This window comes from uncultured Ramlibacter sp., assembly GCF_936925435.1.
GTDB lineage: Bacteria > Pseudomonadota > Gammaproteobacteria > Burkholderiales > Burkholderiaceae_C > Ramlibacter.
This window is the reverse complement of the sequence record NZ_CAKZHQ010000025.1, coordinates 59,239-82,697: the sequence shown is the minus strand read 5'-3', so window position 1 is coordinate 82,697 and position 23,459 is coordinate 59,239. Positions and strand designations below refer to the sequence as shown.

General features: G+C 65.3%; 25 protein-coding genes and 1 pseudogene. 15 read left to right on the top strand and 11 right to left on the bottom strand.

Annotated features, from left to right (window positions below; translation table 11 throughout):
- Positions 1 to 88: 88 nt before the first annotated feature.
- The 4 genes from Q0632_RS13825 to Q0632_RS13810 all read right to left on the bottom strand — a co-directional run bounded on the left by Q0632_RS13825 (position 89) and on the right by Q0632_RS13810 (position 5,568).
- Complete coding sequence (locus Q0632_RS13825) at positions 89 to 586, bottom strand: hypothetical protein (RefSeq protein ID WP_298930960.1); 498 nt, start codon at positions 584 to 586, stop codon at positions 89 to 91.
- A 268-nt stretch (positions 587 to 854) separates the two neighbouring features.
- Positions 855 to 3,284, bottom strand: coding sequence for an AAA family ATPase (locus tag Q0632_RS13820; RefSeq protein ID WP_298930958.1), 2,430 nt, complete (start codon positions 3,282 to 3,284; stop codon positions 855 to 857).
- Positions 3,281 to 3,856, bottom strand: a complete 576-nt coding sequence (locus Q0632_RS13815) for a hypothetical protein (protein ID WP_298930955.1) — start codon at positions 3,854 to 3,856, stop codon at positions 3,281 to 3,283. Before Q0632_RS13815 ends, Q0632_RS13820 begins: the two co-directional genes overlap by 4 nt.
- The gene (locus tag Q0632_RS13810) at positions 3,853 to 5,568 is read right to left on the bottom strand and encodes an SIR2 family protein (protein WP_298930952.1); all 1,716 of its coding nucleotides are present in this window, start codon (positions 5,566 to 5,568) and stop codon (positions 3,853 to 3,855) included. Before Q0632_RS13810 ends, Q0632_RS13815 begins: the two co-directional genes overlap by 4 nt.
- Before the next feature lie 826 nt (positions 5,569 to 6,394).
- On the opposite strand from Q0632_RS13810, the gene Q0632_RS13805 reads away from it, so the two are divergent.
- Together Q0632_RS13805 and Q0632_RS13800 are read left to right on the top strand one after the other, a co-directional pair.
- Positions 6,395 to 6,874 (top strand): hypothetical protein, encoded by a 480-nt coding sequence (locus Q0632_RS13805; RefSeq protein WP_298930950.1) that lies wholly within the window; start codon positions 6,395 to 6,397, stop codon positions 6,872 to 6,874.
- A 399-nt stretch (positions 6,875 to 7,273) separates the two neighbouring features.
- Positions 7,274 to 7,552, top strand: a complete 279-nt coding sequence (locus Q0632_RS13800; protein ID WP_367181200.1) for a YHYH domain-containing protein — start codon at positions 7,274 to 7,276, stop codon at positions 7,550 to 7,552.
- A gap of 298 nt (positions 7,553 to 7,850) precedes the next feature.
- Here the strand turns inward: Q0632_RS13800 and Q0632_RS13795 are convergent, their stop codons facing one another.
- From Q0632_RS13795 to Q0632_RS13785, 3 genes are all read right to left on the bottom strand, one after another.
- The gene (locus Q0632_RS13795; protein ID WP_298930947.1) at positions 7,851 to 8,222 is read right to left on the bottom strand and encodes a hypothetical protein; all 372 of its coding nucleotides are present in this window, start codon (positions 8,220 to 8,222) and stop codon (positions 7,851 to 7,853) included.
- Between the two features lie 25 nt (positions 8,223 to 8,247).
- On the bottom strand, positions 8,248 to 8,898 hold the full coding sequence (locus Q0632_RS13790) for a hypothetical protein (RefSeq protein WP_298930944.1): 651 nt from the start codon (positions 8,896 to 8,898) through the stop codon (positions 8,248 to 8,250).
- A gap of 93 nt (positions 8,899 to 8,991) precedes the next feature.
- Positions 8,992 to 9,729: an SOS response-associated peptidase family protein gene (locus Q0632_RS13785; RefSeq protein WP_298930941.1), complete on the bottom strand. Its 738-nt coding sequence runs from the start codon at positions 9,727 to 9,729 to the stop codon at positions 8,992 to 8,994.
- Between the two features lie 71 nt (positions 9,730 to 9,800).
- Here Q0632_RS13785 and Q0632_RS13780 point away from each other — a divergent pair, with 71 nt between their 5' ends.
- Genes Q0632_RS13780 through Q0632_RS13770 form a run of 3 tightly spaced genes read left to right on the top strand, consistent with a single transcriptional unit; the run spans position 9,801 to position 10,438 of the window.
- Positions 9,801 to 10,052, top strand: a complete 252-nt coding sequence (locus Q0632_RS13780) for a hypothetical protein (RefSeq protein ID WP_298930938.1) — start codon at positions 9,801 to 9,803, stop codon at positions 10,050 to 10,052.
- A gap of 3 nt (positions 10,053 to 10,055) precedes the next feature.
- Positions 10,056 to 10,226, top strand: coding sequence for a hypothetical protein (locus Q0632_RS13775; RefSeq protein ID WP_298930935.1), 171 nt, complete (start codon positions 10,056 to 10,058; stop codon positions 10,224 to 10,226).
- A gap of 41 nt (positions 10,227 to 10,267) precedes the next feature.
- Positions 10,268 to 10,438: a hypothetical protein gene (locus Q0632_RS13770; RefSeq protein WP_298930932.1), complete on the top strand. Its 171-nt coding sequence runs from the start codon at positions 10,268 to 10,270 to the stop codon at positions 10,436 to 10,438.
- 449 nt (positions 10,439 to 10,887) lie between these two features.
- Here Q0632_RS13770 and Q0632_RS13765 read toward each other — a convergent pair whose 3' ends face one another.
- Positions 10,888 to 11,301 carry a hypothetical protein gene (locus tag Q0632_RS13765; protein WP_298930929.1) on the bottom strand — a complete coding sequence of 138 codons (414 nt, stop codon included), beginning with the start codon at positions 11,299 to 11,301 and terminating at the stop codon, positions 10,888 to 10,890.
- Between the two features lie 76 nt (positions 11,302 to 11,377).
- Here Q0632_RS13765 and Q0632_RS13760 point away from each other — a divergent pair, with 76 nt between their 5' ends.
- Entirely contained in the window at positions 11,378 to 11,659 is a 282-nt protein-coding gene (locus Q0632_RS13760) for a helix-turn-helix transcriptional regulator (protein WP_298930926.1), read from the top strand.
- Between the two features lie 234 nt (positions 11,660 to 11,893).
- Here Q0632_RS13760 and Q0632_RS13755 read toward each other — a convergent pair.
- Positions 11,894 to 12,832: pseudogene (locus tag Q0632_RS13755) on the bottom strand (YifB family Mg chelatase-like AAA ATPase); the annotation flags it as partial.
- 229 nt (positions 12,833 to 13,061) lie between these two features.
- Between Q0632_RS13755 and Q0632_RS13750 the strand changes: the two are divergent.
- From Q0632_RS13750 to Q0632_RS13715, 8 genes are all read left to right on the top strand, one after another.
- The gene (locus Q0632_RS13750) at positions 13,062 to 13,796 is read left to right on the top strand and encodes a TorF family putative porin (RefSeq protein WP_298930923.1); all 735 of its coding nucleotides are present in this window, start codon (positions 13,062 to 13,064) and stop codon (positions 13,794 to 13,796) included.
- Positions 13,797 to 13,825: 29 nt separating this feature from the next.
- Positions 13,826 to 14,164, top strand: a complete 339-nt coding sequence (gene glnK / locus Q0632_RS13745; RefSeq protein ID WP_298930920.1) for a P-II family nitrogen regulator — start codon at positions 13,826 to 13,828, stop codon at positions 14,162 to 14,164.
- Between the two features lie 25 nt (positions 14,165 to 14,189).
- Positions 14,190 to 15,707, top strand: coding sequence for an ammonium transporter (locus tag Q0632_RS13740; RefSeq protein ID WP_298930917.1), 1,518 nt, complete (start codon positions 14,190 to 14,192; stop codon positions 15,705 to 15,707).
- A 140-nt stretch (positions 15,708 to 15,847) separates the two neighbouring features.
- Entirely contained in the window at positions 15,848 to 16,702 is an 855-nt protein-coding gene (locus tag Q0632_RS13735; protein WP_298930915.1) for an aldose 1-epimerase, read from the top strand.
- Positions 16,699 to 17,628, top strand: coding sequence for an SMP-30/gluconolactonase/LRE family protein (locus Q0632_RS13730; protein WP_298930912.1), 930 nt, complete (start codon positions 16,699 to 16,701; stop codon positions 17,626 to 17,628). Before Q0632_RS13735 ends, Q0632_RS13730 begins: the two co-directional genes overlap by 4 nt.
- A gap of 50 nt (positions 17,629 to 17,678) precedes the next feature.
- Entirely contained in the window at positions 17,679 to 18,785 is a 1,107-nt protein-coding gene (gene glcE, locus Q0632_RS13725; RefSeq protein ID WP_298930909.1) for a glycolate oxidase subunit GlcE, read from the top strand.
- On the top strand, positions 18,785 to 20,020 hold the full coding sequence (glcF, locus tag Q0632_RS13720; RefSeq protein WP_298930906.1) for a glycolate oxidase subunit GlcF: 1,236 nt from the start codon (positions 18,785 to 18,787) through the stop codon (positions 20,018 to 20,020). Before glcE ends, glcF begins: the two co-directional genes overlap by 1 nt.
- A gap of 41 nt (positions 20,021 to 20,061) precedes the next feature.
- The gene (locus Q0632_RS13715; RefSeq protein ID WP_298930903.1) at positions 20,062 to 20,766 is read left to right on the top strand and encodes a YafY family protein; all 705 of its coding nucleotides are present in this window, start codon (positions 20,062 to 20,064) and stop codon (positions 20,764 to 20,766) included.
- Here Q0632_RS13715 and Q0632_RS13710 read toward each other — a convergent pair.
- Entirely contained in the window at positions 20,763 to 21,623 is an 861-nt protein-coding gene (locus tag Q0632_RS13710) for a LytTR family DNA-binding domain-containing protein (RefSeq protein WP_298930900.1), read from the bottom strand. The genes Q0632_RS13715 and Q0632_RS13710 overlap by 4 nt on opposite strands.
- 145 nt (positions 21,624 to 21,768) lie before the next feature.
- On the opposite strand from Q0632_RS13710, the gene Q0632_RS13705 reads away from it, so the two are divergent.
- Positions 21,769 to 22,965 (top strand): acyltransferase family protein, encoded by a 1,197-nt coding sequence (locus Q0632_RS13705; RefSeq protein WP_298930897.1) that lies wholly within the window; start codon positions 21,769 to 21,771, stop codon positions 22,963 to 22,965.
- Here the strand turns inward: Q0632_RS13705 and Q0632_RS13700 are convergent, their stop codons facing one another.
- Positions 22,966 to 23,451 (bottom strand): glutathione peroxidase, encoded by a 486-nt coding sequence (locus tag Q0632_RS13700; RefSeq protein WP_298930894.1) that lies wholly within the window; start codon positions 23,449 to 23,451, stop codon positions 22,966 to 22,968.
- Positions 23,452 to 23,459 lie beyond the last annotated feature (8 nt).

Below are 23,459 nucleotides of genomic sequence, written 5' to 3'. Positions count from 1 at the left end.
CAACGTATCGAGCCACAGCGCCTCCGGTACGAGTTGCCGCAGTCTAAGAGTCAGGGGGTTTTCACACAACCTCGGCCAGAAGCAGGCTTCAGTGCCACAGGCTGCGATCGCATGCGAGTTCGGCTGCCACCTTGCGCATGATCTGCCACGTTGTCCGCGGCGAGCTGCCTGAAACCCGGTATATCTCGTCCGCTAGCCTTGCAAGCAGCCCAACAGATGCTTCGTCGAGCAGAGTGCGAATGTGCGGTCGATAGTCGAGCGACACTTGCCCTGTGACGAGCGCTTCTCTCATCACATTGATTGGAATTAGATCGCGGTAACTCGTCGAGGCAGTTTGCGCAGCAACGTGAAAGGATTGGGCGTCACCGTCCTTCTCGCGTCTGTTCCCCAACACTCCGATTGCCAAGCCAACTGCATTTGCAATTTTTTCCGCCTCAGCAATGCTGATTGCTGTGTCTTCTGTGCGAAGTAAAGCTTCGACTATCTCCGGCCGCACCTGCGCCAAATCCGCGAGGCGTAGCGGATTGAGGCCCATCTCTTCGATGCGGCGCGATACCAGCGCAGAGAGTTCGTGCTTCAACGGCATGACCAGTAGAGTAACTCAGCACAAATGGCTGCTCCGGCGGCGGGAGCGGACATTGGGCCGCAGGGTCTCCATTGGCTGCTTTGCAGCGGTTGCTGACACTCGGATCGATGCGCACGTCAGGCGGCATTCGGCCAGGTGCGGCCCTTCGCCAAACTGGCTGAGGCCGGTCGTTCGTCGGTTAAGCGCGACGGCCGCATCGGAGGCGAAGACCTCGTCCCAACCACTCGGCCGCTCTAGGCTACGGGCTGCCTAGAGCGAGTACGAAGGTCTACGCTGCGATCGCCAGATCCTGCTTCCAGTCTCTGACAATAGTGTTCGCTACTGACTCGCCATTGGCCGAGCGCCCCAGCTCTACTGTGATCAATCGGTCGCCCTCGAACGCGGGGCTGAGTTCCAGGCACAGGTAGTCGAAGAGCGACTTCTCGTGCACGGCGATAATGACCTGACGGCCATGCTGCTTCGAAAGTGTCCGCAACAAAGCAGCGAACTGCGAAATGTGAACCTCGTCCATGCTTTGCACTGGGTCGTCGATGATCAGCCATGGCAGCTGCGGCTTCACGGACAGGTGGAGCGCAAGGAACAGCGTCAGCGCGGCCGTGTTGAGATTCCCGGCGCTGAGCATGGCCCTTGGATTTCCGCCTTTACTGCCGTCTCGGTAATGGGTCTCCAGCTTCGCTTCGACGTCGCCCTTCGTCGCCTGGGGCAAAGCGAAGGCGGGGATGAAAGGCTCGTCCGGTGCCAGGCGCACGAAGAGGTCTCGCCATGCCGCATTCAAGGAATCGTTGAACACCTGGCCCACAACACGGGAACGCTCGACCTGAGCGAGCTTGAGAAGCTCGCGCGCCTGATCCATCGTGCGCTCTCCCGCTTCCTTCGCCGCGTGCAGGCCTCGACGAGCAGTTCTGCGCTCCAACTGCCGCACCTTGATGGCTTCAATGTTCTGCTGCTTCAGCAGCAGATCCCTTAGCGCCGCCTCGCCATCGCGGCGTGCCGACTCTTTCGCCGTCAGCCGCTCCAGCCGAGCAGTGACTTCAGCCAGGAATCGCTGCAGCGCCGCTTGCAAAGGCTCGCTGGCGCCGATGGGATCCATGGAGAGCACTGTGGCATACCGACCAGCAGCGTCTCGAAGGGCTGCTGACTGCTGGTCGCCGGCGCGAGCCGATGCCAGAGCTTGCGCGGCGTTGGCACCTTGCCCAAACAGGGTTTCGCCAGCCCTAGCTTCCCCTTCCAGGGACGTCAAATCCTGCAAGGCCTGCTCAAGAGTTGCAAGCCTTTGCCCGTATTCCGTTCTCGCTTCGGCCGTGAGCACCTGCGCCTGAGCGGCACCGATCTCTCGGTCTCGGGCCGCGACGGTACTCACGGTGTTCGCCCGCTCCCGCGACAACGCTGAGAGAAGGCCAGCCGACTGAGTCAGCGAAGCAATTCGAGCCGTGAGGTGTCCTAGCAGCGGCGAAGACGAAACCTCACCGAAGTCCCGACTACAGACCGGACATTCTTCGGTGTGCACATGGGGCACCAGGGCGGACAGCGCCTGCGCAAGCTGGCCGGCCTCGCGCGAATGCTGCACGATCTGCTTGTCGATCTCTTCCAGCCGCGTGGCGAGACCTTGCCGGTCAGTCTGAAGCGTCGATACCTGCTTTTGCGCTGTTTGATCCTTGACTTGGATCTGCTGGCATCGCGCCACCTCATTGGACACGGCCCGATGGGCATAGGCACGAGCGTACTCAGGGCGGTTCTGAATGGGGGACGGCAAATCAGACAAGTAGCCACCGAGCGTGTCGAACAGCTCCGTCATGCGCTGGCCGCTGGTGCCCAGCCAACTGCGTAGTGCCGCGTCTGCGGCGCCGGCGGCCGTTTCAATGTTGGCGCGCCGGTCCGCTGCCACGGCGGATACCCCCATCTGGCTCTGCGAGACCGTGTCGTTGAGCTCTCGCCGGAGCTGGGTCAAGCGTTGCAGCTCCTGCTCCGGTGACTGCTCCTTCAACAGGTCAAGCATCGCCTGCGCCGGGAGACTGGCAACTTCTGGCCAATGTGGTGTTAGTCGCTCCCCTGCAGACTGTGTGAGCTGCGTCGCCTGCTCCTCGGCGGCTGTGAGCTCTCTCGCCAGGCGGCTCAGTTCGTCATCCAAACTCGGGAGCTGCTCGCGCATGTCCCAGAAGCTCACGGCATGACCACGAAGCCGGCGAACATCGCCGGCGTCGTGCAGGCCGTCAATGAGGGCATCCAGTGCATCCAGCCCGAGCAGCTCCTTGACGAATCGCGTCAGTGCCGTGCCATTCGTTGATTTGTCCTCGTAGAACTCCAGCAGCCTCGTCAGTGTGGATTGCGCTAAGTAGCAGCGCTCCGAGAAGTGCTTTGTCAGGACAGGATCGAGTGCTGATTTGCCGGTGAATTTGTGGCCATGGATGTCGAAATTGCCTGCAGGAAACTCGGTACCGAGCCCGCGGACGCCGATCGACACCGACGCCTTCTTGGACACCGCTTCCTTATGAACCAGATGCTCCCGAAGCTGCGGGTCCAGCCGAGATAGCGATGCCAAGTTGCCGGTCAGGCCAAGTTCCATTGCAGTCAACAAGCTGGTTTTGCCAGCGCCATTGCGGCCATGGATCAGCACGATAGGACTGTCCATAGGGACCGTGACGGTCCCACGAAGACTACGAAAGTCGGTAGCCGTAAGGGACGCGATGCGCGGCGTCATGTGGTCTTCTCCTTGGCCTGGACGGCAGCGGCGTCGATGATCGCGTACAGCTCCTTGCTGACGGCGCCCTCCCCTAGATACGCAACATCGATCAGCCTCCTGGTGGTCTCGTCAAGGCTTTGCGCGGCGACGTGGATGCGGGCCAAGGAGTTGCCCGCCACGGACTCAGGCTTAGGCAACGACAGGGGCAACAGCACAGCCAGCCAGTTCTTGAGGACTTGGTCGCCGTCGTCCCCCGAGATGTTGCCGGTGGGGAGGACACGGCAGACGCGGCCCAGTGACTCCAGAGCGGCAGCACTGGGACGGGGTCCGGTAACCACCAGGGTGAGCGAGCGTGTGGAGGCTGCGATGTCCAGCGCGCGCGCCACGCCGTCGACCTTGCGGGTCAGCTGCGCCTCGCTCTCGCTTGCAATGTCAGCGACGAGGATCAGTTCGGCCGAGCTCTTTGCCTTCACGAATGCAGCCTGAAACTGGAACTTCAGCTCGCCCACCTGGAGCCCCCTGGCAATCCGCTGATACCCAGCGTCCTCAAGCGCCACCGTGACACGGCCCACTGGTGTTGAATCAGTCATAGCGCAAGCTCCTGTCGGAATGCTTCATACAGCTCGTCAGCTGTGGTGTAGGTTTGCAGCAGGGTCGACATGCTGACCTCGCGCACCTTCGGCAACCCGGTTCGCCCTGATGCCCCTCTTGGGGATCGGGCCATTGGCACCGCCAGCTTTTGAGACTGGATCAAGAGCGGGCTTTCTGTTTCCACCAGGTGGCCCTCGCTGCGAAGCAGCGCGGCGCCTGCCGCGCTGGCCGTGAGGTACACCTTGGTGCGAGCCGCTGCTGCACCTTTTCCGGTGACTGCCAAAACACCCGATTCCCTGTCCAAAGCCTCGGCTTCCACTGTCCAGTCATCGCGGCTCAAGCCCATTCCCACCAGGCCAAGCGCAACGGCCGCCTCGCGTAACCCGAGGGCCCCCAAGGCTGGATTGCCTGGGAGGGCCGTCACGACGTCATTCGTGATCGGCTCAAACCTGACATTGGGGTGCTCGATTTGGCCGTCGCGCAGCAACTTGCAAGCGCGGCCGAACCGATCAAGGAGCGCGTCAATGAAGTCGAGTTCTGGCTCCGCCGCATCTGCCAGGTGGTTGCGGAGCGACACGATGCCGGCGCACAGGTGTCGACGCTCCGCAAGCGCAACCGAACCTGGAGCGAGAGGGATCAACGCCTGCAGCTTTCTAGACCACACATCCAACAGCAACGCGGTGAGCAACCGCTTTGCGTATGCCTGGATGCGCCCCGCCTCAAAGACCGACATCCGGTTCGCGGGGGTGATTTGGTCGCGGTAAACGTTTTTCAGGAGCGATCGCTGGTCCATGCCCAGCTCTTGCTCTGAGAACACGTAGCTCGGAGGCGGATCGCCAAGCTGCCACGTCAACTCGTTGGCCGCCTTGTTGAAAATCCCCTGAATATTGGCGTCCTGGGCTGAGAGGCCCAGCATCAGCGTGCGCTTGCTCCCGACGATGTGCGTCAATGCTGTTACGAGCCCTTGGTTGTTCGCCTGGGTGCAAAAGGCGGCGACCTGATCGTTTGACGCCACCAACCATTGGCGGTACTGGCCCGGGTCATCTTGAGCCTTGGCAGCACAGCCGTGGAACTTGATGAGGCGGGTCTTATTGCGGGGCAGTTGAAGGTCGGCGGGACGTGCGACAACCGTCGGGCTCAGCGCCGCATTACCGTCCGTAAGGGTGTCCACTGCCCTTTCGATCAGCGGGTCCCAGTTGGCGGAGAGCATCTCGGGGGTTGTGCCCTCCAGACTCAACGCGGCCAGGCACAGGTGCTCCACGTCGGGAGTCATGGCGGCGTCGGCGAACGTCGCGCCGACGTCGATGACGGTCCACAACAGATAGTCCATGTCCTCGCCATCGACCGTGAGGCCAAGCAGCCTGGAATAGTTGTTGACCAAGCGCCAAGCCATGGCATCTTGATCCGGCCAGCTGGCAAAGGGCTCATCGAACTTCGAGCGCGCACGTTCGTCCGCTGAAGCGCTGGCCAAGTTGAGAATCTCTCGCAGCGTGCCGGCGAACTTGCAGTCCGGATCCGCATGGTCAATGCGCGAGCGTACGAACTCGACAACTTTGCCGACGAGGACGCGCAGACTCGGCGCGCGTCCGAATGAAATCCCGGACCCCAACCAGAATGCATAGAGCCCGTTCGACACGCCGGCTGCGAAGGGCTCGAACGGGCCATCAAGCAGTTTCAGCGTGTCACGCACGCTGATATCAAATGCAGCCATAGGTGACCTCTCCTCCCTGTTTTCATTTCATTATGGAGCACACGAATGGTGATCACCTCTCGCGTAGGGCGAACGAGGTCGAATCGGCGCCTCCTTGCACCTCGCAGCACTGCTTTCTTCTGATGTACAGCGCATATGTCGCAAAAGGTCAATCAGTTATTTGTCCATGACGTAAAAGTCATTTGAGCGACCACAAACGACTGCCTGGTGGTCGCGCAGCTCGAATTAGTTAAGCCGGAGGGACGGGCCGCTTGGCGAATCATGACCGGGCGCTCTGGGCACAAAGCTGCCCTTCAACGCGAGACTCGCGTACGACGGCTGTCAGTCTGAAGGCGCCATTCAACTGGCGTGCAGGCTCCAGATGTGAATGTCTGCTGTCGGCCCAGAAGCAGACATCGTCCTCTGACAGCCTGGCAGCGTCGCCAGACGGTCATACAACCGGCGGCCCCATTTCAGCGCTTGCTGCTGCGATGTCATCCCATTCCGTAGTGACAGGGACAAGCTCGCACTTCCTCTGGATGGCCTCACTCGGAGTTGATGGGCTTTTGGCCTGGTTGGGACAGTTGGCCCAAAGCAGCGGCATCGGCGCCACGCTTATGGGGGAAGCATGCCCAGCTATTTGGCAGGCGCGGGTTGCGCGGCTAGTATGTGAGGAACTTACCTGGAGGCTCACCTGGTCGCGCCCCTCACTAACAAGAACAGCCTGGAAAAGACTGGATTTCGAATGACGCCCTCGGGTTTCATGTACCACGGCGTTGAGTATGGGTTCGCCGACGTGGTCGCACTGCGAAGCTACCGCCTTATCCACCGCACACACCACATCCCCATGGGTGTGAGCACCGAGCACGACCCCGCCATCGGATTTGTCGTGTACACGAAGGACGGCGAGACGATCCAGGTGAGCGAGAAGTCGACATTGCTGTCGTCCTCCAAGCAGGCCCGTATCGATCTGCTGGCGCAAGCGGTCGATGAAATCAGCGAGAAGACTTTCCAGCAGCGCGTGCAGAAGTACGTCGACCAGGTGCAGCGCAGCGGCCACTTCGAATACGCCGGCTGGCGCTTCTTTCCCGGCCAACAAAAAGTCGTCGACGCCAAAGGGACGCCCTACGGCATCGCTCAGACGGAGTTTCTCCGCGGCTTCGGGTACCTGCAGGTAGTCTCTCGGTCGGAAGGCGGGGCTCTGAAATTCTTGCGCAAGGCCAAGGACGGGTTCACCGGAAACGTGTCAAACGCCATTAACACGATCGAAGACACGGATGCGTTCTATGCGCTGCTGTCGCACTACTTCCAGCTGAAGTGGTCCTAACACGAGAGACGGCAGGCGCGCTGACGCTCAACGCATCAAGCAGCTAGCAGTGCTCTCGTTTTCCAGGAACAAGGCTGCGCCACATGCGCGCCAGAGACCCCATCGGCCACTGGGCGGCGTTGGGCCTACCTCAGCAATCTCGAAGGAAACCCGACGGTAAGGGGCTGTCCCGGGGCCGCGCTCCGGCGACCGATGTCTGCTTTGGGTGGCGGATTCAACCGGTCGATGCAACACACTAAAACTGCGAGAGCAGAAGGAGTGTTGAATGCCCAGAAGGCAAAGGACTTACTACAACGACACCCGACGGTGGAAGACAGGGCTGCGCCAGGGCACTGGGAAGGTGACCTGGTGTTTGGCAGCGGCAATAGCCAGATCTTTACGCGCGGATTGGAGACCCAAATGCGATATTCGATCTGCGCAGTGCTGCTGGCGATATGGGGATCTTTGGCGTTTGCCCACGGTGGCGGCCTGGATTCGAGCGGATGCCATACGAAAAAGAAGACTGGTGACTATCACTGCCACCGAGGTAGTGGTGCGTCGCAGGGCGGCGATAACAGCTCCGCCAAGAAGGCCGATGCACCGACCCCCAGTGCGGGCGGCCCGACTTGCTACACGGGCTCTAGGGGTGGCACGTACACCATCACCAAAAGTGGTCGGAAGAACTATGCCGGCTGCTAACGGGCTGGTCGCGCCGCCATAGCTCGCAGCTTTCGGCATTCGCGCAGGTCCACGAGCGTCTTGAATCGGTGGTCCTCCACCGTCAGCCAAGCCATATTGCTGCGGTGGTCCGGGCCTCCAGCGCATAGTGGGACGCTGTGATCGACCTGCCACCCTGGACAAGCGCCGCGTGTGCGGCCGGTGGCAGGGCACGCTTCCTGGGCACGGAATGCCCGGACCTCGGCTTGGCTGCGCTCGATTCGCGCGCCAGCGCCGCTGCAAGCCAGCAGGACCAGAGTCAGGATGCTCAGCCGGAGCGTCATCCGGGTTTAACGCCAACGGGCCGCAGCGCGTGCACAACACACCACCAGGCCTGCGGCACCGGGGTGGCACGGCCTGACTTCACGCTGAGCACCTGGCCATGCAGCAGGAGGCCGCCGGCGCGCGGGCTGGGCGCCACCCGCACGTCGTCTAGAGCTTCGAGCGCTGGGAAGCCTGAAGGGTCCCACAGCTTCGCATTGAGCTGGTGCGGCGCATCGGGTGAGCGCCAAAACGCCAACGTGCCGACCTTGGGCTGGTAGGCCGCCATGCCCTTGGGCATTTTCTCGCCGCCATCTCGGAGCAGGTAGACCTGCCACAGCACCCGGTGGGCCGGCTGAGGGATAGGTACACCGTCGGGGCGGTAGGCCAACCGCGTCTCTGCATTGCCCACGCCGTCACCCGCGCAGCAGGCGCACCTCGAAATAGGCGCCGGCGAACTCGCCCAGCTTGTCGAAGCCCGCCTTGTTGGCGACGTCGGCCGCCCGCGGCCAGCGGTTGCCAAGCTGTACGGTGGCCGGGTTCAGCTCCTCCGGACTGCATTCGCTCAGGGCCTGCCAAGCCTTGTAGGTCTGGGCCACTTCGTCGGGGCCGCCCAGCGCGCGCTCGATGGCGTCGGCAAAGCGGGTCTCAGCTGCGATGCGCTGGCCTGTGGACAGGCCGCCCGCGTCGACCAGTGCCACCTCGTAGGGAGGCTTGGCGGATTGCCCGAAAACCCGGGACCAGTTCAGCGAGCAGAGGAAGTGCGCGCCTGGCGGCAGCAGCGCGGCCATGGTCGCCATCACCTCGGGCTCCACAACATGCCAGTGCGGGCCTTCCTCCAGCTCGCCGCCGTCGTTGAGCGCGTGCAGCGCTGTGGCTGCGTGGGCTTCGCCGCCCAGCCGCTCGTTCATGGCAGCGCGGAACTGCTCCTGCAGGGCGGTGCGCCGGGCGGCGAACATCTCCGGCGCGCCGCGCAGTTCGACGATGTAGAGGCGGGTGTCCGGCGGCACCGCAGGCAGGGCCGCGATGGCGACCGGATCATGGATAAGGGGGAGTTGGGAATGCACAGCGTCTGCTCCTGCTTGAACACTGTTAAAGCATACAGTACACTCCGCAACCCCGCGCCGGTTTTACACGGCAGCCTTGCGGGGTGCGCGGCGCTACAGCAGCAGAGCCACCTGTTTCTCTGGATCGGTCGGACTATCCAAGAAGACTTCCAGCGCCGGCAGATGGATCAGCGCCATCGCCTGCTCCGGGATGCCGTGCAGCCAGGCGTCCCAGTCTTTTTCCTCCAACGGCACCACGGCGCGCTTGTCCTGCTGGTCGGCCGGGAGGATCGCCTTGGTCTTCGGATCGACCTCTGGTCGGTGCATCAGCCGCAGCAACAGGTGCGTGTCGCAGTTCTGGGTGATCATGGAATAGCTGCCCACCACCTCGCCGGTCTCCGGATCGGTCCAGTCGTTCCAGATGCCGGCCAGGGCCCAGGGCTGGCCATCAGCGCGCCGGAAGTGTCGCGCAATGGACTTCGCAAAGGGCGACTCCAGCGGCCCCCAGTACGGCTCCTGGAAGGTGTCGGCCGGGATCAAGCACCGCTGACCGCGGGCCCAGATCGGCGCCGCGATGGAAAATCGGTGGGTCAGCTTGTCCTGCCTGGTGTTGTTGGTCGACATCGGGGCCAGCTTGGCGACGCCGGCGGTGCGCACCGTGCGCGTGGGCCGCTGGCTGGGCGAACCGTCCGGGATCAGGCCCCATTGGCCCACGTCGCTGGCGCCGTCGGCCTTCACGAACGGGCCCGGCTTGAGCGGTGCGATGGTGCCGGGGTAGGGCTTCTCCGGCAGCTTCACCAGGTGGCGCATGTTGATCTTGTCGCGCGGGGTGGACTCGTACAGATTGCACATGTCGGCATTGTGGCCGGGCAGCTGCCGTGGTGGAATTGGTGGGCGCGACGTGCGCTGAACGGAGAACCAACATGAAGAAGACTCTTGCCCTGGCCATCCTGACCGCCTGCTTTGCTGGTGGAGCATTCGCCCAAGACATGACCTGCGAGGCCTCGGCGGCAGACAAGAAGCTAGCCGGTGCCGCGAAGACATCGCACATCAAGAAATGCACTGCCGATGCCCAGGCCGCATGCGAAGCATCGGCCAAGGACAAAAAGCTCGCAGGCGCTGCAGCCACCTCGCACGTCAAGAAGTGCACCGGGGACAAGGTCGGCAAAGGCTGATCTGTGGACCAGCAGCAGGTTGGCGTGCCGGCGGCCGCAGTGCACGAGGCGCTGGATGCCCTTCAGCGTGCGGAGCAGCATGAGGCGCGGGCCGCACAGATCCGAATGCGGCTCAAATTGGGGGTTGCTGGATTCTTCGCCCTAATCGCTGCCGTGGTGCTGATTGGTGCGTAGGCTAGCTGCCATACGCCCGCGAGAGCCGCGCCCCTGCCCGATTGAAATCCGCCACCGACAGGCAGGCTGCTGTCGTTAGTGTTTTGAGCCGCCTTGCCATTTCAGCGCAAGACAAGAGGTTGGCACAGGCGGAAGGCAAAAAAGTGGATCACGAGCTGCGGGAGGCGGAGCGGTTGCTTAGTCAGGCGCAGGCGTCCGCACAGAAAAAGTAAGTCCGGTGGCGTTAGAACGGCAGTGTCCGCTTCCGCCGCCAAAAGCAGACCTAGGCCCCCTCCGTCCGACTCGCGATGTCATCTAGTTGCTTGAGTAATCTACGAAGCGCTACATAGCCGCGAGGCTCCCCATTTCGCATGCCCTCAACTAGTTCTTGCTGGATTCTTTGCACGGCCAGCATGCCAATGTTCTGGATGGCTTGCGTGATTGCTTCGTCAGGGAGGGTATTCATTTCAACTCCTGATCCAGAATTTACGGAAGACACCGTGTCAATTGGGCTTACTCATACAGCCCGCGGCTTCCATCTTCATGCGGATGCATTGCCATAGGGCTGGAGCAGTTGAGGACATAGGGTAAGGCGACGTACCCCCAACAGCGCCACTCCCTGGAGGTGCCCCTTCAATTGCTCGCGTGATTGGCGCACATCTATGGGCATTCGAGAAATGCTTTAGTGTTCCGGTGCGGCGCGTAGAGCGTCGAGCAGTATGTGTTCGTCGTTTTCACCGTTAATGCCCGTAATGCGCGTGACGATTTCCCGCTCCACCGCCCACTGGTAGACGCGGAGTGAGGCGAGCACGTTCGACTCATTGATCAGAAGCTCCTCGGAGGTTTGCTTCCGGCGTGAGGCGCTTAACATCAGACTGAAGACCAGCATAAGCGGTGCCGCAAGGTGATTCGAATCCTCACTGAAGGCCTCATCCCTCTCCTGCTCTTTCTCAAAATTTCGAAGGTCGCGCGCAACCGACAAAAGAAATGGCTCAGGAAGGGATGCCGGCAATGCAGCCTGCCGCTTTGTCTGGCGCAGAAAAACCGAAAGTTCAGTCAAGTCCGTGGGTTCGCTGGGTCGAAGGCTGCTGAGCATGGCGGGTAAGGTAGAACATTCACTTTGTACCATAAAAGCGGGTGCATAAAGAGGGCGTCGAATCCAAAGTCGGCGGATGCGAAAGCCTGCCGACGCCAAACTGATCCAAGCCCTTGCGGCCGAGATCAAGTCCAGGCGTTCAACGTTAGGGATTAGCCAGGAAGAACTCGCTCACCGTGCAGGCCTCAACAGAACCTTCGTAGGCAAGATTGAGATAGCCGCTACGCAGCCATCATTTACGGTACTTTTTGGGTTGGCCACGGCCCTGAACGTGACTGTCGTAGAGTTAGTGCGCGCCATCGAGGTCCGTGTCCGAAAGGAATTCTCCGGACACCGCGAACCCAAGGCTTCGAAATAGCATCGCATCCGGCACGCCAGTAACAGTCAGATTGATGGCCTCCCGCGCTAGAGACCCGCAATCCCTTATCTTTCCGGCTCTTCTCAGTTGCGTCCTGCAATGGAATCGCTCTCGTCAGACTAGCGGAATGAGGCACGCCTTCATCCCGTGCTACCTTGGTGAGCTAACGCTTGCTCGCTCCCAATCGCTTAGGTAGGCGAATAGACATACAGGCACGTACTACCTAAAGTGTGGCTCGTCCAGAAAGAGCACGCCGTGGTGGGCCAGCGAGATCTCGCCCGGCCGCGGCGGCGAGCCGCCGCCCACCAGGGCCACGGAGCTGGCCGAATGGTGCGGCGCGCAGGTCGGGCGCTGGGCCCAGCGCGCCAGCGTGAACTGGCCGGCCAGGCTGGCGATGGCAGCGCTTTGCAGGGCCTCGGCCACCGTCATCGGCGGCAACAGGCCGGCGAAGCGCTGCGCCAACATGGACTTGCCGGCGCCTGGCGGACCGGTCAGCAGCAGAGAGTGGCCACCGGCAGCGGCGATTTCCAGCGCCCGCTTGGCGCCGGCCTGGCCCTTGACGTCCGACAGGTCCGCCAGCGCGGGTGCCGTGCCGGGCGGGACTGCTTCCATCCGGGCCCAGCCTGCGCCCGGCTCCTGCTGCGCCTGCGCAGAGCCTGGCAGGAACTGCCGCACCACATCCAGCAGGTGGCGGGCCCGCCAGACCCGGGCGTCGGGCACCAGCGCCGCTTCTTCGGCGCTGCCCGGCGGCAGCACCAGCTGGGCGGCCACGCCGTCCATGTGCAAGGCCAGGCTCATGGCCAGGGCGCCGCGCACCGGGCGTAGCTCGCCCGACAGCGACAGCTCGCCGGCAAACTCCCAGCCCGCCAGCCGGGCCGCCTCGATCTGGCCGCTGGCCGCCAGGATGCCCAGCGCGATGGGCAGGTCAAAGCGGCCCGAGTCCTTGGGCAGGTCGGCCGGTGCCAGGTTGACCGTGATGCGCTTGTTGTGGGGAAACTCCAGGCCGCAAGTCTGCAGCGCCGAGCGCACCCGCTCGCGCGCTTCCTTGACTTCCACCTCGGCCAGGCCGACCAGGGTGAAACTGGGCAGGCCGTTGGCCAGATGCACCTCGACAGTGACGCTGGCGGCCTGCAAGCCCAGCAGGGCGCGGCTTTGCACCAAGGACAAGTTCATCGCAAACTCCCTCCCCACTTGTGTGCATGACAGGGCTTGGTGCCAAAAAAAGAACAAGATCGCACCACAAAGGTGCAAATCCGGGTTTTCGGACGCCGGCAGGCCTGTTCAACGCTGGTCCAGGCCGTGCCGTGCACCATGGCGCCGATGTTTGTGACATTTGGCACGCCTCCTGCTTAGACGCTCCGCCATTTCCATTTCCTCTACCTACTTAAAACGGAGAAGACCCATGAAGTTGAAAGCGACCGTGCTGTTGTCCACCCTGGTGATGTCGGGCGCCGTCCTGGCCCAAGCCAAGGCCCCCGAACCCGACTTCACGTCTTCGCTCAACGTGGGCGGCGTGACTGACTACCGCTACCGCGGCATCTCGCAGTCGCGCGGCAAGCCCGCCATCCAGGGCGGCGCTGACGTTGCCCACAAGAGCGGCTTCTACATCGGCACCTGGGCTTCGTCGATCAAGTGGATCAAGGACGGCGGCGGCGATACCAGCGCCGAAGTCGACATCTACGGCGGCTACAAGTTCAGCTCCGGCGACTTTGCCTTCGACCTGGGCGCGTTGCGCTATCTGTACCCCGGTTCCACCATGGGCGTCAATCCCGACACGACCGAGATCTATGCCGCCGGCACCTGGGGTCCGGTCACGCTGAAGTACTCGCATGCCGTGACCAACCTGTTCGGCTTTTCCGACAGCGACGGCAGCTACTACGTTGATCTGAACGCCACCTTCGACACCGGCGTCTGGGGTCTGGCCTTCGTGCCGCACGTGGGCTACCAGAAGGTCAAGAGCAATGACGCCTTCAGCTACACCGATTGGTCGCTGACGCTGAACAAGGACTTCGGCAACGGCTTCTCCGCCTCGCTGGCCTATGTCGACACCGACACCAAGACCTACATCGCCCCCAACGGCAAGGACCTGGGCAAGGCCACGGCCGTGCTGGGCGTGAAGTACACCTACGCCTTCTGAAGCACCGAAGCCAGTCCAAAGGAGAAGAGATGAAACTCGTCACAGCCATCATCAAACCCTTCAAGCTCGATGAGGTGCGCGAAGCCCTCTCGGGCATCGGGGTGCAAGGCATCACCGTCACCGAAGTCAAGGGCTTCGGCCGCCAGAAGGGCCACACCGAGCTGTACCGCGGCGCGGAATACGTGGTCGACTTCCTGCCCAAGGTGAAGATCGAAGCCGCCGTGGCCGATGACCTGGTCGACCGCGTGATCGAGGCGGTTGAATCCGCCGCCCGCACGGGCAAGATCGGCGACGGCAAGATCTTCGTCTACAACCTCGAGCAGGTTGTTCGCATCCGCACCGGTGAGACCGGCAAGGACGCCCTCTAAGCCACCACAAGAAAAGAGACGACCAATGAAAAAGCTTCTCGCATCCCTGGCCCTTGGCCTGGGCCTGTTGACCGGCTCCGTCGCCGTGATGGCGCAGGCGCCTGCCGCTTCGGCGCCCGCCGCCGCCGCATCGGAGGCCGCCCCGGCGGCTCCTGCTGCCGCGCCGGCCGCTGCCGCAGCAGCCGCCGCCCCGGCAGCCCCCGCTGCCGCCGCGCCGGCCCCCGTGCCCAACAAGGGAGACACGGCCTGGATGACGGTGTCCACCCTGCTGGTGATCCTGATGACCATCCCCGGCCTGGCGCTGTTCTACGGCGGCCTGGTGCGCAGCAAGAACATGCTGTCGGTGCTGATGCAGGTCTTCGTGGTCAGCGCGCTGATCTACGTGCTGTGGATCATCTACGGTTACAGCGTGGCCTTCACCGCCGGCAACCCGTTCATGGGAAGCTTCGACAAGATCTTCCTCAAGGGCATCACGCCGGACTCGGTCGCCGCCACCTTCAGCAAGGGTGTCGTCATTCCGGAACTGAGCTTCGTTGCCTTCCAGGCCACCTTCGCCGCCATCACCTGCGCGCTGATCGTCGGCGCCTTCGCCGAGCGCATCAAGTTCTCGGCCGTGCTGCTGTTCGCGGTGATCTGGTTCACCTTCAGCTACCTGCCGATCGCTCACATGGTCTGGTACTGGGACGGCCCGGACGCGATCACCGACGCCAAGACGCTGGAGACGGTCACGGCCAACGCCGGCTGGCTCTGGGCCAAGGGCGCGCTGGACTTCGCGGGCGGCACTGTGGTGCACATCAACGCCGGTGTCGCTGGCCTGGTGGGCGCCTATGTGGTGGGCAAGCGCATCGGCTACGGCAAGGAATCGCTGACGCCGCACAGCCTGACCCTGACCATGGTCGGTGCCTCGCTGCTGTGGGTGGGCTGGTTCGGCTTCAACGCCGGCTCCAACCTGGAAGCCAATGGCGTCGCCGCCCTGGCCTTCCTCAACACCCTGGTGGCCACGGCTGCCGCCACGCTGGCCTGGATCGCCGGTGAGGCCCTGTCCAAGGGCAAGGCCTCGATGCTCGGTGCTGCCTCTGGTGCCGTCGCTGGCCTGGTGGCCATCACCCCGGCTTGCGGCTTCGTCGGCCCGATGGGCGCCCTGGTCATCGGCCTGGTCGCCGGCTTCGTCTGCCTGTGGGGTGTCAATGGCCTCAAGCGCATGCTGGGCGCGGACGACTCGCTGGACGTGTTCGGCGTGCACGGCGTCGGCGGCATCCTGGGTGCCCTGCTGACGGGCGTGTTTGCCTCGCCCTCGCTGGGCGGCACCGGCATCTGCAACTACGTCACCAACAAGTGCGGCGACGTGGCCGACTTCCCTGGCATCGGCGCCCAGGTCTGGATCCAGTTCCAGGGCGTGCTGACCACGGTGATCTGGTCCGCGGTGGTGGCTTTCATCGCCTTCAAGATCGTCGACCTCGTGATCGGCCTGCGCGTCTCCGAAGAGGAAGAGCGCGAAGGTCTGGACATCAGCAGCCACGGCGAAACCGCCTACAACCGCTGATCCCCCGCGTGTGCCGTGGCCCCTGGGCCCCGGCACTGCATGCAAGAGTCTCCTTTGGATGTTGGCCCGCTCGAGCTTCGGCTCCGGCGGGCCTTTTTTATGGACCGCCGCGGTGCACAATCGCGCCAGGAGGCAAGTCCATGGTCCGATTGCAGGCAGGTGCGCTGGCATGCGAGATCGCACCCCATCTGGGCGGCTGCATCGCCGGCCTGTGGCTGGACGGTGTGCCGGTGCTGCACGCGGCGCCGGCAGCGCAACTGGTGTCGGCGCGCCAGGCCGGCTGCTATCCGCTCGTGCCTTTTTCCAACCGCATCGGCGAGGCCACCCTGCTGTGGCAGGGCACGCAGCATCCGCTGGTGCGCAACAACGGCGCCGAGCCGCACGCCATCCACGGCGTCGGCTGGCAGCGGCCCTGGGAGGTGCTCGAGTGCGAGGGGCCGTTTGCCATGCTGGCCTACGAGCACCCGGCCGACCCCGCCTGGCCCTTTGCCTTCGACTGCTCGCAGACCTTGCGCCTGAAGGGCAACACCCTGGAGCTGACGCTGTCGCTGACCAACCAGGCGAGCGGCCCGGCGCCCGCCGGCCTGGGCTGGCATCCCCACTTCGTCAAGCGCGAGCGCAGCCACATTGCCTTTCGCGCCGCCGGCCGTTGGGAGATGGGCGAGGACAAACTGCCCACGGTGCACCGGCCGGCGCTGGGCCTGGACAGCGACTGCGCCTTCCTGGATGTGGACCACTGCTTCGACGGCTGGAGCGGCGCCGTGGAGCTGCGCGACGAACTGCTGCGCACCCGTATCAGCTCCAGCCTGGAGCGCCTGGTGGTGTTCACCCACGGCGCGCGCGAGTACGTCGCCATCGAGCCTGTCAGCCACGTCAACAACGCGGTCAACCTGGTGGCCGGCGGTGCCGATGCTGCCAAGGTGGGCCTGATCGTTCTGCAGCCGGGCGAGACACTCAGCGCCTGGATGAACATCGACGTGGAGCATGCGCAATGAGCGATTGGCAGCCAGTGAGCCAAGCGCCCGACGGCCTGGGCGAGTCGCCGTTCTGGCAGCCGCAGGAGCGCCTGCTGTACTGGGTCGACATCCCGGGCCGGCAGCTGCGACGCTGCGACGGCCGCGGCGGCGCCGTGCAGAGTTGGGCCATGCCTTCGGAGCCGGGCTGCATCGCACCGGCGCGCAGCGGCGGCCTGGTGATCGCGCTGCGCGACGGCATCTACCGGGCGACGCACTGGGGCGGCGAGCTGCTGCAGACCGTGCCCTTCGACCACGACGGCGCCACCACCCGCTTCAACGACGGCAAGGCCGACCCACTGGGCCGGTTGTGGGCCGGCACCATGTACGAGCCGCGCGACAAGCGCCTGGCTTCCTTGTTCAGCATCGACTGCCGCCCCGACAACGGGGAGGGTGGCCAGCCCCTGGTGCGCGAGCAGCTGGACGACGCCATCATTGCCAATGGCCTGGCCTGGTCGCCCGATGCGCGCAGCCTGTACTGGAGCGACACGCCCGGCCATGTGGTCCATGCCTGGGACTGGGATGCCGCCAGCTGCAACCTGGCCAACAAGCGCGTGCTGCGCCAGTTCGCAGGCAAGCCGGTGGGCTGGCAGCCAGGCGACGCGGGCTATGGCGGCAGGCCCGATGGCGCGGCGGTGGACCGCGACGGCAACTACTGGTGCGCCATGTTCGAGGGCGGCCGGCTGTGCAAGCTCTCGCCCGCCGGCGCGCTGCTGGCCGAGATCGCGCTGCCACTGCGCTGCCCCACCATGCCCTGCTTTGGCGGTGATGACCTGCGCACGCTCTATGTCACCAGCGCCAGCCACGGCCGCAGCGCGGCGGAGCTGCAGGCCCTGCCCCTGTCCGGCCACGTGATCAGCATGCGGATGGAGGTGCCGGGCCTGCCGGTGAATTTCTTCAGCGACTGACGCCAAAAAGATCAGCCGGGCCGGCGTGAAGCCGGCCTTACCATCGCCGCATGGATTCCGCCCAACAAGCCCTGCACGCCATCACCGAGCGCGTCCAGGCCGCCGCCGCCAGTGGCACGCCGCTGCGCATCCGCGGCGGTGGCAGCAAGGACTTTTACGGTGAGCCGCCGGTCGGCGAGCTGCTGGACACCCGCGCCCTGGCCGGCGTCACGAGCTATGAGCCCAGCGAGCTGGTGGTCACCGTGCGCGCCGGCACGCCGCTGGCCGAACTCGAGACCTTGCTCGCCGCCCACGGCCAGTGCCTGCCCTTCGAGCCGCCGCATTTCGGCGGCGGCGCCACCGTCGCAGGCATGGTGGCGGCCGGCCTGTCCGGGCCGGCGCGCGCCAGCGTGGGCTCGGTGCGCGACTACGTGCTGGGGCTCACTTTGCTGGGTGGCAGCGGCGAGCTTCTGAGCTTCGGCGGCCAGGTGATGAAGAACGTGGCGGGCTACGACGTCTCGCGCCTGATGGCCGGCGCGCTGGGCACGCTGGGCCTGATCACCGAAGTCAGCCTCAAGGTGTTGGGGGTGGCGCCGGCCGAGGCCACGCTGAAGTTCGAGATGGACCAGCAACGCGCGCTGGACAGCCTCAACGCCTGGGGCGGCCGGCCGCTGCCGCTCAACGCCAGCTGCTGGGTCCATGATGGCGGCGTGGGCACGCTGTACCTGCGCCTGCGCGGCGCGGTGGCAGCGGTGGAATCGGCTTGCAAGAGCCTGGGCGGCGAGCGCCAGGACAGCGCGGTGGTCGCGCCCGACTGGACGCTGTGCCGCGACCAGCGGCTGCCCTGGTTCCTGGAGCGTGGCGAGCGCGAACTCTGGCGCCTGTCGCTGCCGCAGACCGCGCCCGTGCTGCAACTGCCCGATGCGCCGCTGATCGAGTGGCACGGCGGCCAGCGCTGGGTCCGCGCCGAGCCTGGCCAGGCGCAGGCCTTGCGTGAAGCAGCGGCCAAAGTGGGTGGCAGTGCTACGCTTTTCATAGCTTCTCAGGTCCATCCGCCGGGAGCTACAGCCCGTTTTGATCCTCCAAAGCCGCCCCTGGACCGGATCCAGCGCGAACTGAAACGCCAGTTCGACCCGGCCGGCATCTTCAACCGCGGCCGGCTGTTCGCGAGCTACTGATGCAGACCAACCTCGCACCCGAATTCAAGAACACGGCCGAGGGCCAGGAGGCCGAGGCCATCCTGCGCAAGTGCGTGCACTGCGGCTTTTGCACCGCCACCTGCCCGACCTACCAGTTGCTGGGCGACGAGCTCGATGGCCCGCGCGGCCGCATCTACCTGGTCAAGCAGGTGCTGGAAGGCCAGCAGCCCACGCAGGAAACCCAGCTGCACCTGGACCGCTGCCTGACTTGCCGCAACTGCGAGACCACCTGCCCCAGCGGCGTGCAGTACGGCCGCCTGGTCGACATCGGCCGCAAGATCGTCGAGGACAAGGTGCCGCGCAGCGTGGGTGCGCGCGCCCTGCGCTGGACGCTCAAGGAGGGCCTGACATCGCCGCTGTTCGCGCCGGCGATGAAGATGGGCCAGGCAGTGCGTGGCCTGCTGCCGCAGGCCTTGAAGAACAAGGTGCCTGTGGCACGCGACGCCGGCGCCTGGCCGCTGCGCCAGCACCCGCGCAAGATGCTGCTGCTGGCCGGCTGCGTGCAGCCCGCCATGGCGCCCAACATCAACAGCGCGACGGCGCGTGTGCTCGATGCCGCAGGCATTCAGGCCGTGGTCGCGCCGGCCGCCGGCTGCTGCGGCGCCGTCAAGTTCCACCTCAACGACCAGGAGGGCGGCAAGGACCAGATGCGCGCCAACATCGATGCCTGGTGGCCGCTGGTGGACGGCGGCGGGGTCGAGGCCATCGTCATGAACGCCTCGGGCTGCGGCGTCACGGTCAAGGAGTACGGCCATCTGCTGCGCCACGATCCGGCTTATGCGGCCAGGGCCGAACGCATCAGCGAGCTGACACGCGACCTGAGCGAACTCTTGCCCGAGCTGGTGCCGGCATTGCGCGGCAAGGTCCGCGCACAGGGCGGCGTCTTCGCCTTCCATCCGCCTTGCACGCTGCAGCACGGCCAGCAGCTGCGTGGCGGTGTCGAGCAGCACCTGGGCGACCTGGGCTTCACGCTGCAGCTGGCCGGTGAATCGCATCTGTGCTGCGGCTCGGCCGGCACTTACTCCGTGCTGCAGCCGCAGATCGCGCAGCAGCTGCGCGACCGCAAACTCGGCCACCTGGCGCAACTGGCGCCCCAGGCCATCCTGTCGGCCAACATCGGCTGCATCAGCCACTTGCAAAGCGGCACGGAAACGCCGGTGCGGCACTGGGTCGAGGTGCTGGACGAAGCTCTGCAGGGCGTCCCTGGCTCCTGACAGGACCTTGTCAGGAGGCGGTGGGCACAGTAAGGTCCCTCATGCGCCGCGCCGACCGCCTCTTCCACATCATCCAGCTGATCCGCGGACGCCGGTTGACCACGGCCTCCTACCTGGCGCAGCGGCTGGAAGTGTCGGAGCGCACCATCTACCGCGACGTGGCCGACCTGCAGGTGCAGGGCGTGCCGCTGCAAGGCGAGGCCGGCGTGGGCTACCGCCTGGGCGCGGGCTTCGACCTGCCGCCCATGATGTTCACCCAGGACGAGGCCAAGGCATTGGTGGCGTCGGTGCGGATGGCCCAGGTCTGGATGGACACGGCCCTGGCGCAGAACGCGCAGGACGCGCTGGGCAAGATCCTGTCGGTGCTGCCCACCGAGGCGCGGGTGGCGGCAGAAGCCCTGCCCTTGTACGCGCCCTCGGGCGGCCTGTCCGAGCCGGCCCAGCGCACCTTGCAGACCCTGCGCGAGGCGGTGCAGGAGCGGCGCAAGATCTTCATCAACTACCGCGACCTGAGCGAGAAGGACAGCGAGCGCACCTTGCGGCCGCTGGGCTGCTTCTACTGGGGCAAGGTCTGGACCCTGGCCGCCTGGTGCGAGCACCGCGAAGACTTCCGCAGTTTCCGCGTGGACCGCGTCAGCTACGTGCGGCGCCTGGACGAGCGCTTCCGCGACGAGCCCGGCCGCACCCTGGCCGACCTGGCCCGCCTGGACCAGGAGTGGTCGAAAGCCCAGGGCTGGGCAAATTAAGGCTTGGGTACCAGCGCATCGCGGTAGCGCCGGCTGCAAGGCACCTGGCTGCCATCCTTCATGCGCAGTTTCGCGTCGCCGCCGTCCAGCGGCTCGATCTCCGCCACCCGGTCCAGGTTGACCGCGTAGCTGCGGTGCACACGGACAAAGCGCGCCGGGTCCAGCTGCAGCAGGAAGTCCGCCAGGGTGGAGCGCAGCAGATAGTCGTGGCCGTTGACGTGCAGGCCGACATAGTTGCCCTGGGCCTGCAGCCATTCGATCTCGCCGGCGGCGATCAGGAACTCCTTGCGCAGCTTGCGCACCAGGAAGCGCTCGGGCCGGCCGGCCGCGGCGGCCGGTGCGGCGCCCGGCGGCGGCTCCGGCGCATCGAGCATCCGTGCTTCGCCCTGCAGGCGCAGCAGGAGCAGGCGGTAGCCGATGACGGCCGCCAGGATCAGCACGTAGCTGCGCAGGTCTTTCAGGTACTCGTAGCCGAACACCTGGCTCCAGGGGCCGATGGGATAGGGCGTGTCCATGGCGGCATAGACCAGCTGGCGCAGGCCCATCATGCCCAGCAGGTGCAGGGCGCAGAACACCAGCGTACCTGCCAGGTGCCAGGGCAGGTGGCGCCGCAGCAGGCCCCAGCGCAAGGGGAAGCGGCGCTCGAAGGCAAAGAGCAGCGGGATCAGCAGGGCTATCACCAGGTTGCTCGACACCTCCCACAGCAGGGGCTGCCAGTACGGCGCGTTGCGCAGGTCGATCCAGGTCGTGATGCTGTTGGCCAGCACCTGCAGGGCCAGCACCAGCAGCCAGAAGCCGATCTCGGCCCGGCGCCGCCAGGGCTGGTAGCGCTCGAACCAGGTGCTTGCGGGGGTCATGGGCCAGGAGTCTAGGCGCTCGCGGCTGTTTTTCGTCCCACGCGGCCACCGCTCGTCCCCAGCTGGCCACGCGCCGTCCCATTCCGCTGGCGGGCGGCGCTGGCGGCATCCAGACTGCGCCGGCCCTGAGCTTTGGGAGCCTTCCATGCAACGCCGTCACGACATCGATGCCCTGCGCGCCCTGGCCTTTGGCCTGGTCATCCTGTACCACGCCGCCATGTACTACGTGGCCGACTGGTCCTGGCACATCAAGAGTCCGCACGCGGCGGCCTGGCTGCAATGGCCGATGCGCGGGCTCAACCTCTGGCGCATGGACCTGGTCTTCCTCATCTCCGGCCTGGCCCTGGGCTTTGTGCAGCGTGGCCAGGGCGCCGGCGCGCTGCTGCGGCAACGCAGCTGGCGCCTGCTGCTGCCGCTGGCTTTCGGCATGGCGGTGCTGGTGCCCTACCAGGCCTATGCCCAGGGCGTGGCCAACGGCCTGATCGCGCCGGGCTTCGGCGTCTTCCTGCTGCGCTACTTCACGGGCGGGCCCTGGCCGGCCAAGGCCTTCGACGGCGCCGACATCGGCGTCACCTGGAACCACCTGTGGTATCTGCCCTACCTCTGGCTCTACACCGCCGTGTTGTTGCTGGCGTTGCCGCTCTTGCAGTCGGCCGCCGGCGCCCGGCTGCGCCGGGCTTTCCTGGGCCTGCGCGGCGCGCGCCTGCTGCTGCTGCCGGTGCTGCCGCTGATCGCCTGGTCGCTGCTGCTGTGGCCGCACTTTCCGCCCACCCACGATCTCATCGGTGACGGCTGGCTGCACGCGGTTTACTTCACGCTGTTTCTGTACGGCTGGTGGCTGGGCACGGACAGTGGCTGGTGGGCCGAGGCCACACGGCTGCGCTGGATGGCGCTGGCTGTGGCTGTGGGATTGCTGGCCTTGCACTTCGGTTTGCGCGCGATGTTGCCGGCGCCCTGGCGCGTGTTCGCCCGCGTCGCTGCCGACGCTTACCTGTGGGCGGCCCTGCTGGCCATCCTGGGCTGGGCCCACCACAAGCTCAACCGCCCCTGGCCCTGGCTGGCCTGGGCCAACGACTCGGTCTACCCCTGGTACATGCTGCACCAGACGCTGATCATCGTGCTGGCGGTCTGGCTGGCGCCGCTGTCCCTGGGGCCCTGGCTGGAGCCGGCCCTGCTGGTGGCGGGCACGGTGGCTGGCTGCTGGGCCATCACCGCGCTGGTGCGGCGCGTGCGCTGGCTGCGGCCGCTATTCGGCCTGCCTCAGTCGCCGCTGGGCCGCCCCAAGGCGACTGAAGCCCCCTCGGGGGGCAGCGCAGCGAAGCGGAGCGTGGGGGCCATTTAATCAGGCGGCGAGTGCGGCCTCGATGTCGGCGGCCAGGCCTTCGGGCTTGTCCAGCGGCGCATAGCGGCGCAGCACGGCGCCGTCCTTGCCCACCAGGAACTTGGTGAAGTTCCACTTGATGGCCTTGGTGCCCAGCAGGCCGGGCGCCTCGCCAGTGAGCCACTTGTACAGCGGGTCGGCGCCATCGCCTTTGACGTCGATCTTGCCCATCATGGGGAAGCTCACACCGTAGTTGAGCTGGCAGAAGGAGGCGATCTCGTCGTTGCTGCCCGGGTCCTGGCTGCCGAACTGGTTGCAGGGAAAGCCCAGCACCGCCAGGCCCTTGCCGCCGTAGGTCTTGTGCAACTGCTCCAGGCCGGCGAACTGCGGCGTGAAGCCGCAGGCGCTGGCGGTGTTGACGACCAGCAGCACCTGGCCCTTGTACTGCGCCAGCGACACACTGGCGCCCGTGATGTCACGGGCTTCGAAATCGTAGATGGTGGTCATGGTGGTTC

Bases quoted from the DNA above. Each gene is read 5' to 3' on its own strand.
- Q0632_RS13780 (WP_298930938.1), top strand. From the start codon at position 9,801: ATGAAGAAGACTCTTGCCCTGGCCATCCTGACCGCCTGCTTTGCTGGT.
- Q0632_RS13765 (WP_298930929.1), bottom strand. From the start codon at position 11,301: ATGCTCAGCAGCCTTCGACCCAGCGAACCCACGGACTTGACTGAACTT.
- Q0632_RS13735 (WP_298930915.1), top strand. From the start codon at position 15,848: ATGGTCCGATTGCAGGCAGGTGCGCTGGCATGCGAGATCGCACCCCAT.
- Q0632_RS13820 (WP_298930958.1), bottom strand. From the start codon at position 3,284: ATGACGCCGCGCATCGCGTCCCTTACGGCTACCGACTTTCGTAGTCTT.
- Q0632_RS13800 (WP_367181200.1), top strand. From the start codon at position 7,274: ATGCGATATTCGATCTGCGCAGTGCTGCTGGCGATATGGGGATCTTTG.
- Q0632_RS13815 (WP_298930955.1), bottom strand. From the start codon at position 3,856: ATGACTGATTCAACACCAGTGGGCCGTGTCACGGTGGCGCTTGAGGAC.
- Q0632_RS13705 (WP_298930897.1), top strand. From the start codon at position 21,769: ATGCAACGCCGTCACGACATCGATGCCCTGCGCGCCCTGGCCTTTGGC.
- glcF (WP_298930906.1), top strand. From the start codon at position 18,785: ATGCAGACCAACCTCGCACCCGAATTCAAGAACACGGCCGAGGGCCAG.
- Q0632_RS13710 (WP_298930900.1), bottom strand. From the start codon at position 21,623: ATGACCCCCGCAAGCACCTGGTTCGAGCGCTACCAGCCCTGGCGGCGC.
- glnK (WP_298930920.1), top strand. From the start codon at position 13,826: ATGAAACTCGTCACAGCCATCATCAAACCCTTCAAGCTCGATGAGGTG.
- Q0632_RS13700 (WP_298930894.1), bottom strand. From the start codon at position 23,451: ATGACCACCATCTACGATTTCGAAGCCCGTGACATCACGGGCGCCAGT.
- Q0632_RS13750 (WP_298930923.1), top strand. From the start codon at position 13,062: ATGAAGTTGAAAGCGACCGTGCTGTTGTCCACCCTGGTGATGTCGGGC.
- Q0632_RS13730 (WP_298930912.1), top strand. From the start codon at position 16,699: ATGAGCGATTGGCAGCCAGTGAGCCAAGCGCCCGACGGCCTGGGCGAG.
- Q0632_RS13715 (WP_298930903.1), top strand. From the start codon at position 20,062: ATGCGCCGCGCCGACCGCCTCTTCCACATCATCCAGCTGATCCGCGGA.
- Q0632_RS13740 (WP_298930917.1), top strand. From the start codon at position 14,190: ATGAAAAAGCTTCTCGCATCCCTGGCCCTTGGCCTGGGCCTGTTGACC.
- Q0632_RS13825 (WP_298930960.1), bottom strand. From the start codon at position 586: ATGCCGTTGAAGCACGAACTCTCTGCGCTGGTATCGCGCCGCATCGAA.
- glcE (WP_298930909.1), top strand. From the start codon at position 17,679: ATGGATTCCGCCCAACAAGCCCTGCACGCCATCACCGAGCGCGTCCAG.
- Q0632_RS13805 (WP_298930950.1), top strand. From the start codon at position 6,395: ATGGGTGTGAGCACCGAGCACGACCCCGCCATCGGATTTGTCGTGTAC.
- Q0632_RS13785 (WP_298930941.1), bottom strand. From the start codon at position 9,729: ATGTGCAATCTGTACGAGTCCACCCCGCGCGACAAGATCAACATGCGC.
- Q0632_RS13810 (WP_298930952.1), bottom strand. From the start codon at position 5,568: ATGGCTGCATTTGATATCAGCGTGCGTGACACGCTGAAACTGCTTGAT.
- Q0632_RS13760 (WP_298930926.1), top strand. From the start codon at position 11,378: ATGCGAAAGCCTGCCGACGCCAAACTGATCCAAGCCCTTGCGGCCGAG.